General features: G+C 30.6%; 10 protein-coding genes. 2 read left to right on the top strand and 8 right to left on the bottom strand.

The features are described 5' to 3' along the window. Positions 1–95: 95 nt before the first annotated feature. From ACWI69_RS03455 to ACWI69_RS03425, 7 genes are all read right to left on the bottom strand, one after another. The gene (locus ACWI69_RS03455; RefSeq protein ID WP_448820458.1) at positions 96–1,823 is read right to left on the bottom strand and encodes a glycoside hydrolase family 10 protein; all 1,728 of its coding nucleotides are present in this window, start codon (positions 1,821–1,823) and stop codon (positions 96–98) included. Positions 1,824–2,485: 662 nt separating this feature from the next. Beyond that, complete coding sequence (locus ACWI69_RS03450) at positions 2,486–2,830, bottom strand: hypothetical protein (protein ID WP_448820457.1); 345 nt, start codon at positions 2,828–2,830, stop codon at positions 2,486–2,488. 57 nt (positions 2,831–2,887) lie between these two features. Further along, the gene (locus ACWI69_RS03445) at positions 2,888–4,483 is read right to left on the bottom strand and encodes an ATP-binding protein (protein ID WP_448820456.1); all 1,596 of its coding nucleotides are present in this window, start codon (positions 4,481–4,483) and stop codon (positions 2,888–2,890) included. A gap of 2 nt (positions 4,484–4,485) precedes the next feature. Then, entirely contained in the window at positions 4,486–5,133 is a 648-nt protein-coding gene (locus tag ACWI69_RS03440; RefSeq protein WP_448820455.1) for a response regulator transcription factor, read from the bottom strand. Next, positions 5,117–5,872 (bottom strand): glycosyltransferase family 2 protein, encoded by a 756-nt coding sequence (locus tag ACWI69_RS03435; RefSeq protein ID WP_448820454.1) that lies wholly within the window; start codon positions 5,870–5,872, stop codon positions 5,117–5,119. Before ACWI69_RS03435 ends, ACWI69_RS03440 begins: the two co-directional genes overlap by 17 nt. 25 nt (positions 5,873–5,897) lie before the next feature. Further along, on the bottom strand, positions 5,898–6,914 hold the full coding sequence (locus tag ACWI69_RS03430) for a polysaccharide deacetylase family protein (RefSeq protein WP_448820453.1): 1,017 nt from the start codon (positions 6,912–6,914) through the stop codon (positions 5,898–5,900). A 189-nt stretch (positions 6,915–7,103) separates the two neighbouring features. Continuing rightward, on the bottom strand, positions 7,104–7,667 hold the full coding sequence (locus tag ACWI69_RS03425; RefSeq protein WP_448820452.1) for a 6-carboxytetrahydropterin synthase: 564 nt from the start codon (positions 7,665–7,667) through the stop codon (positions 7,104–7,106). Positions 7,668–7,881: 214 nt separating this feature from the next. On the opposite strand from ACWI69_RS03425, the gene ACWI69_RS03420 reads away from it, so the two are divergent. Together ACWI69_RS03420 and ACWI69_RS03415 are read left to right on the top strand one after the other, a co-directional pair. Further along, on the top strand, positions 7,882–8,283 hold the full coding sequence (locus ACWI69_RS03420; protein WP_448820451.1) for a Fur family transcriptional regulator: 402 nt from the start codon (positions 7,882–7,884) through the stop codon (positions 8,281–8,283). 54 nt (positions 8,284–8,337) lie between these two features. Then, complete coding sequence (locus tag ACWI69_RS03415; protein ID WP_448820450.1) at positions 8,338–9,090, top strand: substrate-binding domain-containing protein; 753 nt, start codon at positions 8,338–8,340, stop codon at positions 9,088–9,090. 61 nt (positions 9,091–9,151) lie between these two features. Here ACWI69_RS03415 and ACWI69_RS03410 read toward each other — a convergent pair whose 3' ends face one another. Beyond that, positions 9,152–11,710, bottom strand: coding sequence for an autotransporter outer membrane beta-barrel domain-containing protein (locus ACWI69_RS03410; RefSeq protein WP_448820449.1), 2,559 nt, complete (start codon positions 11,708–11,710; stop codon positions 9,152–9,154). Positions 11,711–11,721 lie beyond the last annotated feature (11 nt).

Genomic DNA, 11,721 nt, shown 5'->3' with positions numbered 1-11,721 from the left:
TCAGGGTAGGAACTACCCGTAGAGCGTGATTAATATATCCGACATGAGTCAGATACTTCCCACGAAGCCCCGCCCTCTATTAGGGCGGTGGTAGTTCACAGATTAATTTTAGTTATAGGTGTTTCTACTCCAGCTCTATCTTTAATAGATAAGCCTGTTATTTTTTTACCTGCTAATTCTTTTAAAGGTATGTTGATTTCTTGTCTATCAGATTTTTTATCTCTTCCAACAACTTTTAAAATTTCATCTCCTGAATAGATTACATAGAATCTTGAATCATTAGAAATTTTATCTGTAAATGTCAGGGTAACAGAATCCTTGGAATTTTGCACTTTTATATTTTCAATAGGTAATGTACTTTGCTTATCCAGCCATGGTTTAGCTGGAACTAAAACTTTTTTGTTAAAGTAATCACTTTTTAATAGTTTTATATGTGCATTTTGGGCTGTAATCCCGGGTTTATTTTCGGGATTTTCCATTTCCAGTAAACTAGTATAACCAAAAAAAGCACTTCCTTTAATATTTTTATAGTTATTATTGAACTTTAATTGATTGGCAATCTCTTCAGGGTTTTGCCAATGTTTAGCCCATCCAGCATTCATATGTTTATAGTTAGCGTGTCCGATATAAAGATGAGTTCTAGAGTTTTCTGCTACATTATTCCACCAAGAGGTAATCTCTCCATACGGTGCAGCAGGTTGCATAAACTCCCAGTAAACTTGGGGAATAATGTAGTCAATATTTTCTTCAACAACCCATTTTCTGGTATCAGCATAGATATCTCTATTAGACGCTGTAGAAGCAATGGGAGTATTTGTTCCTAAACTGTTTTCTTCTTTGTGCTCCCAAATACCAAATGGACTAATTCCCCATTGGATAGATTTGTTGTTTTTCTTATTATAGCTATCAATAGTGTCTTTTACAGCTATAACCATTAAGTCATTATTAGATTGTCTCCATTTTTTAATATCGTTAAAACCTCTAGAATTTTCTTTAAAAGTTTTTTCATCTTCCAATTTATCACCAAAATATGAGGTAACCTCATTTCTAGTAACTTTGTATGGATAGAAGTAGTCATCAAAATGAATGGCATCAACATCATATTTATTAATAAATTCATTGATAGTATCTGTTATATGCTTAGTAGTTTTTGGGTTTCCAGGGTCTAAGTACAGTTTTTGGTCAAACATATATGTCAGATCTGGATTTTGCCTCGCAAAGTTTTCAGAACTTAATTTTTCGATTTCTTTGTCATAAGTTGTATCAGCAATATACTTGTGACTTACTCTATATGGATTGAACCAAGCATGAAACTCCATTCCTCTTTTATGAGTTTCTTCTATCATCCAATTTACTAAATCAAAATTATTAGCCCATTCTGGTTTTTGTCCTTGAACTCCAGTTAATACATGAGACCATGGTCTGTATTCAGACTCGTATAAGGCATCTAAAGTAGGACTTACTTGAAATATAACAGTGTTAAAATTCATCTGTTCATGATTATTTAAAATTTCAATCCAATCCTCTTTTAACTCTTCAACAGAGTTGCGAATTTTACCATTTACAACTTTTGGATAGTGAAGATTGTCAACTGTTGCAACCCAAGTTGTTCTCATCATCTCCTTAGGTATTTCGTAACTCTTTGGAATTGTAACTGATTTGTCTAAAGATTTTGTATCAAGTAGAACTTGATCCGTTGAATAAATTATATTTCCATTACTATCAACCTCTTTAAAAATATTTAGTTGCTGTTGTTCAACAGCAATCAAACTAGATGTTAAAGAAATTAATGAAATAAAAATTAACGTTTTTCTTAATTTCATGTTAGTTCTCCCATATATTAAAATTTATGATTTAATTCAGCGAACCATAAGAAGAAGTTCTCATCTCTTTTAGGTCCATTACTAGGATCAATAGTTTGAGCTCTATAATAAACGTCTAATAAAACGCTAGTATTTGTTGTTAAATTATGTTTATACTGGATACCAATACGAGGTCTACTAATACTATCAACTCTAGTGATATCTTTAACACCATTGTAATACTTTTGCTCTCCGTCTCCTAATGGAATTCTAATTTAAAAGGACTGTTCAAACTGCACCAATTTTCGTATATTCTTAACAAACTGCTTTAGTTACAATTTCACATTTTTTTACCATTTAAATAATCAATCTCTATATAAACAACCAATGGATAAGTAACCTTGCAAGCTATAATTTTTTATAGCTTTTTTTTATGCTCTGCCGTGTTTATCTAGATTAGGCTTTAAACAAATTTTCGTATCATATTTTTAGTGTATCAAATACTAAAATTGTTGTCATTCCACTTGTGGAATAATAACAATTTATTGTTGAGTAAGAAGAAGGAGTAAATCAATAAATCTCTTTCTTTTTTTAACATAAAAAAACTTCTAGATTAATGAGGTTATATCATCAATCTAGAAGTTTTATAATTTTATTATTTACATGAATTTGTTTAAATTCTATTATTTTTTAAAGTATTGTGAGAAAAGAATTTTATCTTCTCCAATTGTGCTATCGTGCTTTATAACGATATATATGTCATCAATTGAGTTATCTGTTCCAAGATTTTTTAAAATTTCTTGAGCAACTTGATCAAAGTTTAATTTTGGAACTGTAAGTCCTTCAATTTCAACTTCGATATTCATGCTATTATTAACAATAGTAACATCATAATCAGCTTTTTTAATAATAGGTGCCATTCTAACTTTTAAATGATCTTCAATACGATCCTCTAAAATATCAGTAGGTGAACTTTTGGCAAAAGATAGTGCTGAAATAATTGTCATTAAAAATAATAGTTTTTTCATAGTTAATCTCCTTTTGTACTTTATTTTCTGTTTTATATTAACTTGGGAATATCTCTTTTATATCCCTTTTTTTAAAATAATAAAAAACCTTACACCGACAGGTAGATTCTCTACTCCGTATTTGAATCTATGAGCATTTAAAATCTCAGATGATATATATAATCCTAAGCCCCTTCCTTCATTGTTAGATGAGAAAAATTTGTTCCAAATTTTATTTAAATATCTCTTATCTATATGTGGACCATCATTTTCCAGAAATAAAAAAACTTCAGTTTCTTTTTCTTCGGTATAGATTTTTATCTTCTCTTTAGCGTGTTCTAAAGCATTTTTTAGGATATTTAAAATAACTTGCTCAAGCTTTTCTCTATCTCCGTAGATAGAGCTATCTCCTAAGTCAGAAGTATCTATATCAATATTTTTACATTGTCCTTCAAAAATTTTAAGGGATAGTTCAATCAAGGAACTAAGCCTAAAACTTTTTTTATTCAATATTATTTTATCCTGGGAGTAACGATTTTCCTCTAGAAGTGTATTAGCCATTTTTAAAATTCTCTTGCTTTCGGTGTTTATAATTTTAATTTCCTCATTAGATTCGTCTTCTAAAAGTAAATCACTAAATCCAATAATGGCTGAAAGCGGGGTTTTAACTTCGTGCATAAAAAGTTTTATACTCTCTTCAAGTTTTATTTGAGCTTCTTTATTCCGTGTAACCTTCCCCTTATAAAGTTCAATTATATTTTCAAGTTTTTCACTCATTTTAAAGATATCTTTATAGAGAGTTCCAATTTCATCTTTACTTTTATAATCAATTTCTTTTATAAAGTTAAGATTAGCTATTTTTTCACTAATTTTAGAAAGATTGACAATAGGTTTAATCATAATTTTTTCTAGAACTATCCCGATAAGTATTGTTAGAAGAAGTATAAAAATACCTTTTACATAGAAGTAAAGTTTCAAGGTTGGAAATATATCTTTTATATTTTCAAAGGAATAAAAAATAACAACGGTATATCCCTCATAGTTTAGAGTTATGAGTTGAAATTCGTCATCTCCGTCCATATCTCTATACTTTTTTTTCTGTGGTTTTAGTACATCAATGGTAAGAAGAGATTCTAAAAAATCATCTCCTAATCTAGACTGAGTGTATGGGGCGTTCACAGTTTCGACTCTACCATCGATATTGTAGACATCTTCCAATCGATAGCTAAATTTATAATCTTTGAAAATATCGTTATTTTTAATCAAGGTAGTAGGGAGATAGTAGTTGTCTAAAATTTTGATGGCGGTGATTTCAACTAAATCCTTATTTTCAATTTTAAGTGGAGTACTGGAATAAAGATTATCTAAAAAGGCATCAAGAAGTACAAAAGCATCTCCATTTTTAGTTTTAACCTTTATATAGTAAAAGTTTTTAAGATTTACAATTCTATTATCTCGATATATCATAACTAGGGCGTTTTGATTTTTTTCATAGGCCTTAAGTTTATCATAGTCAATTTTACCGTTATTTATGAAATCTATTTTTTCAAGTTGTAGTACTTTAGTGTATCTAAAGTATTTTTCAAAATAGAGGTTCCCAAAAAATCCTTCTAAAAATAGAAATGCTAGTAGAACTAAAGACAGAATTAGAATCAGTTTATTTCTCAATTTCATAATTAAACCTCAAACTTATAACCAAGAGCTTTAACTGTTTTTATAAATCGACTATATTCACCTAAACGATCTCGGAGTTTGGCTATATGTTTGTCGACAACTCTATCATTGCCGTAGAAATCGTAGCCCCATATAGCATCTAAAATTTGCTCTCTGGTTTTAATAGTTCCTCTATGTTCCTCCAGATAAAATAGTAGTTCACGCTCTTTAGTTGGGAGGTGTACTTCTTCACCTTTAATAAAAACCCCTCTACTGGATTTAAAAAGAGTTAGATCATCATAGTTAATGGGTTTTGAGGATTTTTTTTCAAATCTTCTTACTACGGATAGAAGAAGCGCTTTTGAAAAAGGCTTAATTAAATAGCCATCAGCACCATTTTCATATGCAAGAACTTGACTTCTTTCATCCGAAAGAGCTGTTATAAAAACTACGGGAACTTCAGAAAAACTTCTTAAAGTTTTTATAAATTCCATACCATCCATTTTAGGCATCATTATGTCTAGAAGTATAAGAGAATATTTAGTTTCTCCACTAATTTTTTCAAAGGCAATCTCTCCGTCTTCCGCTTCATCTACGGAGAACCCCTCTTTTTCTAAAATTTTTCTTGTGAGTTTTCGTAAACTTTCTGTATCTTCAACTATCAATATCATTTTTTCTTTTCATCTCCCGAAGTTTTAAATATTTTACACTTGTATAAAGAGCACTAAAAGTTGAAAGAGCAAGTCCTTCAACACCATCTAAAAACCCAAGTCTAAATATATACATTCTAAGAAACTTGAACATAGGATTGAAAACTATATTAAAAAGTCCAGCACTTTTATTTTTATTGAAGGCTACAATAGCTCCTTCACTGGTGTATCTATTGAACTTTTGAAGATAGTCATAGTAATCCTCGTATGTATAGTGATCTATTCTATGGTGAAGTTTTCCAATACTATCATCAGTTAAAAACTGTTCGTGTACTTCATCAAGGGAGTAACGTCCACTGTTTCTTTTAAATAGTCTCACTCTAGAACTTCCACTCCATCCACCAAAACGTATACGTTTTCCAAAGCATACAGAGTTAAACGGAATTTCATAGACAGCATGCTCACCATCTTTTATAACTTTTTTGATTTCTTTTGCTAGTTCCGGTGTGATAACTTCATCTGCATCTATTAACAGTATCCAATCTTTGGTACATCTTTCAATAACGTTATTTTTTTGCATCCCATATCCAGGCCACGCTATCTGCTCTACTTTAGCTTCAAAAGATTTGGCTATTTCAACGCTTCTATCCGTACTAAAGCTATCTACAATAATGATTTCGTCAGCTAACCCCTGAACTGCTCTTAAAGTTCTCTCTAATCTAAGTTCTTCGTTAAACGTTATTATTCCTACTGATAACATCTAAAAATCCTCCCAACCCTTGTACTTATGAAAGTACTTGATATATTTTTCCTAATAGGTAATTTCTACAAAGCAATAAGTTTATCTTGAACTTTAGAGGTGAAAATACTCTCAGTTCAACTCTTCTAATGTTTTCTAAATCCAGTTTTAAACCATTGGTTCCTTTACGAGTAGTTACAAATCCTTTGACTCCAGCTATTTTTAAAATAGCTATGAATTCAGGAGATTTATGTCCCCAAGGCCAACAGAAGAAGGTTGGTCTATATCCCGTATGTTCTTCAATAAGAGATATATTTTTATTTAAGTCCTCCAATACTCTAGTTTTAGCTTCTTCAAAAGTTTCAAAAATTAAGTTTCTATGAAGTTCATTGTTGATAAAGTTTTGAATGAGTTCTTTATTTTCTCTTTCTTCATTTGATAGGTTTTCATAGTAAGATTTAAACTTTTCAGCAGCGTCTATGGGAACGATAACTCCAGTGCTAGAAAATTCACCTCTTTTTCCAAAGATGGGATATCCAATTTTTGGTGCTCCCCTATAAAGATATTGAATGTCTCTATCTAAAAGATCAGCTTCAGTAACAACTCTCTCAAAGGAAGTATTTACAAAAATTGGCATATGTCTGTGAGAATGTAGCTGAATATCAAAAACTCCAGAACTACTCATTTCTTCAATCTCTTTCCAACTTAAATATCTAAATTTTCTATTCTCTTCACTTTCCACATAGGCAGTATTTAGATATAATGTCGCTTTCATTTTATATTTTTTTAGGAGTGGAAAAGCATTTTTATAATTGTCATAGTAACCGTCGTCAAAGGTTAGAGTTACGCTATTTTTAGGTATCTTTCCAGATTTTTCTAGAGATTCAAGTATCTCCCTATTTGTTAAAGTTTTCATGTTTAAAAACCATATATTTTTAAGATGTTCTTCAAACCAATCAGTGGGGACTCCAGAGTCACCGATATGGTGGTATAAAAACCATGGATTTCCTTTTTTATTGTAGTATACACATACTATTAAAAAAATATATATGAAAATTGACATATTGTCCTCCCAAAATAATAGAATTTTCTTATATTGCATTGAAAAAGTATAACATATTTTTGAGAATTCTGCATCCTTATTGGGACAAAATTAACTTAAAATATCGTATGTAAAAAAGAGCTAGTGAATGAAACTAGCTCCTTATTAAGTATTTATAATATAATTTTAGTGTTTTAGACACCTAGTTTTTTATTTTTTATATCCACACTTAGGACAAGAGTGGTTTTCATCTAGCGAAATTCCGCATAAAGGACAACGCTCGATATTATTTTTTGTGCTAAACTCTTCAGATGCAGCATTGACACCGCTACTAAAAGTAATTTTAGCAATATTTAGTTTATCTTTTAATAGGTCGTAAACTATTTTAATCATTCCTTCAACTGTTAAAGTTTCCTTTGTTACAACTAAACGACAATCAGGGTATGCAGTTGCAAGCTCTGTTTTAAATGCAGGTCCCTTCATTGTGTTTTGAGGTGTACCATCTTTAAGACCTGTCTCCTCATAAACCTTAAGAATTGCAGGAAGAAGTGGATCATCTTCTCTTAAAATAAGCGAATGGTCAAAATTCTTTAAAACGTTCCAAGCTGTTTTTTGAATCTCATTACAAGGATAAACCATATTAACTCCTTCGTTAATAGAATCCTCAACTTCAATAGTTAAAATTCCAGTATGTCCATGTAGATATTGTGCTTCCCCTTTAAATTTATAGAATCTGTGTGCATATTGTAAATCAAATGTAGTAATACTTCTCATATAATACCTCCTCTTTTAAATTTTTTAGATTAATAATAGTAATAATTACTATTATTATATATAGGTATTATTGCATATAAAGACATTTTTGTCAAACATAATTTTTTTATTTTAAAAATAAGATTGGAAAAAATTTCAAAAATAGATTAAAATTATAAGAAAAGAATAATTAAAAATAATAATTATTATTTAAAATCTAAAGGAGGTCTAATTTATGAAATTTTCTAAGCAGAGAGAATTAATCTTAAACTATATATTAAATAGTCACGAACACCTTACTGCAGATGCTATATATGTAGAGTTAAAAAAAGATAACCCTGAATTAAGTTTGGGAACAGTTTATAGAAATTTAACAAAATTAACAGAGATAGGAGCTATAAAAAAAGTTAGTTTACCTAATCAAGTGGATAAGTTTGACAAAAATTTAGAGCCTCATGCACACTTTATATGTGATGAATGTGGAAGTATAACGGATATGAATATTTCTGGAGTTGATAAATTTTTGGATAAGGTTTCAGAAGAGGAAGGGGTTTCAATAAGAAATTATGATTTGACTTTAAATGGTACTTGTAAAAAATGTAAGGAAAAGATCAGTAAAATAAAATATTGGAAATGATAAGAAAATATGTTATTATAGGCTATTATTAATCTTAAACTGGAGGAAAAAGGTATGAATAAAAAGATATTATTTTGTTTGTCAATGATTTACATGAATACACTAGCACTGAGCGAAATAAACTTATATGGACCTGGAGGACCTCATACAGCTTTAGTAGAAATAGCAAAAGAGTATAAGGAAAAAACAGGAGAAGAGGTAAAAGTTAATTTTGGACCTCAAAAATCTTGGAACGATAAGGCAAAAATGAATGCGGATATTCTGTTTGGTGCTTCAGAGCAATCTGCTCTTGCGATAGCAAATGACCATAAAGAAAATTTTGATTTACATCAAATAGAGCCAATGTATTTCAGAAGAGCTATTATTTTAGTAAAGAAGGGAAATCCTAAGAATATAAAGGGATTAAAGGATTTAGCTGATAAAAAAGTGGGAATAATTGTTCCTGAAGGAAAAGGAGAAAGTAATACATCTGGAACAGGGGTATGGGAAGATATGATTGGTCGAACAAAAGATATTAATAAGGTGAAAAATTTTAGAAATAATATAATATCTTTTACACCAAATAGTGGGTCTGCTAGAAAAATGTTCCTAGAAGACAAAAATGTAGATGCTTGGATTACGTGGATTGATTGGGCTAAGAGTAATCCGGACTATGGAGATGTGGTTGAAATTGAAAAAGAGTTAGTTGTCTATAGAGATTTTAATATGGTTCCAAGTAAAAACGCTGATAAAAAAGTACATGATTTCATGGATTTTGTAAAAAGTGATAGAGGTAGAAAGATATTCCAAAAATATGGCTGGGAATAAATAAAAAACAAGTTAAAAGACCACGAATTTTCGTGGTCTTTTAACTTATTTATGGGGGGATTTAAAATTTATAACCAACACCTAGTGATAGGTAGTTGTTATCTCTTTTTCCGAACTCTTTTCCAATTTCGAAAGAAACTTTAAAATCTTTAATTTCGGTAGTTAATCCAACATTTAGCACTAAGTTTTCTTTCTCTAAAGAGTCATTTTTTAATTTATAACTAACTTTATCTCCTAAAAGAGACATACCTTGTTTCTTATTCAACTCACCTAACTCATATGAATAGACAATATTTGAATATAAATCTATAAAGTCAAAGTTTTTACCAACTTTAAATCCTACACTTGGTAAAATTGAGAAATAGTCCTCAGCATTAAGGGTTACTCCCAAATCTCCGACATTTTTTTCAGTGAATTTTTTATACTTTCCATAACCTAAATTCAGTCCAGCCATAGGTTTAAAATACATAGAATCTCCATAGAGCTTACTAATTTCTCCGTTAGCTCCGAAAGTGTAAGAGTTGTACTTTGCCTTAGCCTTCTTGTTGAAGATATCAATCTCTCTGTTTGTTTCATGGAAATTGTACTCTCCGTTTAGCCCAAGTTTGATATTAAAGTTATTTAAAAGAAATTTTTTATAAATTCCAGTATGGATAGATTGTATCGATCCTTTAGAATTATCATTATATTTAACATGACTATTTTGATATCCAATAGTCGTGAATATATCATCTGTAAGTCGTTTTGTTCCAACGAAACCTTCGGATATGCTTTTATATCCAGAGATTTCCCCTTTGTCTTTGACAGAGCTCTTATCGCCGAAGAAGTTAAAATTATAGCTGTGTTCATTTAGATTATCTATAAGTTTTTCATCCTCTTTTACAAATCTAGTTTGAATATCAAAAATTTGTCTAGGAAGGTTAGCATATATTTGCCCAGATAAATCTTTTACAACTTTTTTAACATTAGTTACATTACTAGATTTTAAAATTTTATCTACAACCAATTTTTCATCTTTTGAAAATGTTGTTTTTTCAATATCTAGGTATCTATCTAGAGCATCAGTTAAAGAACTAAACTCCGCACTTTTGTAAATTTCTTCGATAGAGGTGTCATTTCTATAGACAGTCATATCTACATTGCCACTGCCATTAAGATTTAATTTAGAGTTGTAAAATACAGAGACGGCTCTAGAAACGCTTGATTTAGACAAGTCAATTGTTGGTGCAGAAAAAACATCATTATATATGATTTCTCTTTTGTTTCCATCTATTAACTCATTAGTTGCTACAATATCTCCATCTATTTTTAAACTTTTTTTAGCTTTAACTTTAGCGATATTTCCAGAAGCATCTTTTCCAATAATAAACTTGCCTAATTTATCAGTAGATATTTCAAGAGAGTTATTCGCCAAAATCTTACCTTTGTTTATATAAGTAGCGCCATTAGTTGCTTGAATAGCTGTTCTTCCAGTTCCATCATTTAAAAAGACAATCTCTCCCTCGTTAACAATAGAGCTTCCTTCATGGCTAGCAAACATTCCAGTTATGATAGGACTATCTCCAGCTAAAACAATCTTACCTTTATTTATAATTTTTCCACCGAGTCTAGCAACCATTCCATAGGAATTAAATCCTTGAACATTGATAACTCCTTCCTTCTCGTTAGTAGCAACTGCTCCTCTTAAAGCATTCATCCCTATTGCGTCTTCTCCCTTGACATTGATAGTGCCTCTGTTGATAGCTGTTGTATTTTCACCATAGGAGTTCATACCAGTAGCTTTTTTTCCAGAAACTGAGATTGTTCCTTTATTTTCAATGATGTTTTTACTTTTTGAATCAAAAGCGGTAATAGACATCCCTTCCAATATGTATGGTTTATTAGGATTTAAAAGATGGAAGTCATTGCCATCAATACTTATCTTTCCGTTATTAATCAAATGGATATCCTCATCAACTCCATCTTTTTCAACTATTTTTTCAGCTCTCATACCTATAAGTTGCCCATAAGCAGCGTTAGTTTTTTTGTTTCCACTAATCTCTATTTCACCATTATTAGTAGCTGTAAATCCTTGTCCTTTGGATGAGCTAAGCATTCCGATAATATCAGTTCCTTCGGCTTTTAGTTTACCATTATTTTCAAGGATACCACCATCAAGAGCTTTCATAAGAGTTATGTATGTATTTGGATTCTCCATGTTGGTAATAATAGTTCCATTGTTTATAGCTTTTGCATTTTTATCAAAAGCTACTATACCAATTCCTTCGTCAGCTAAAATCTTGATAGTGCTTGACTTTTCATTGATAGCAACCTTATTAGGGGTAGCTACCAAACCAGCTCTACCCATCTCTATAACGTTGATTGTCCCACTGTTTTTAGATGTTGGACCCTCAATTGGAGGTAAATCCTCTGGCTCTGGAATAGGTTTCTCGACATTAACTTGTTCAATTTTTGGATTGATAGGGGGAACTATATTTGTATTTGTTTTACTATTTACTGTAGGTGAAGATGTAGCAGAAGGTGAGTTACTGCTACTACCTCCACCACCTCCACTTCCACATGCTGTTACTATGGAAGCAAGGATTCCGATAAATAGATATTTTTTGCTGTATATTCTCATGTTGATTTATC

The sequence above is a fragment of the Cetobacterium sp. genome, assembly GCF_977044495.1.
Note: the sequence above shows the minus strand (reverse complement) of the source record. Positions and strands in the feature narration are given on the sequence as shown.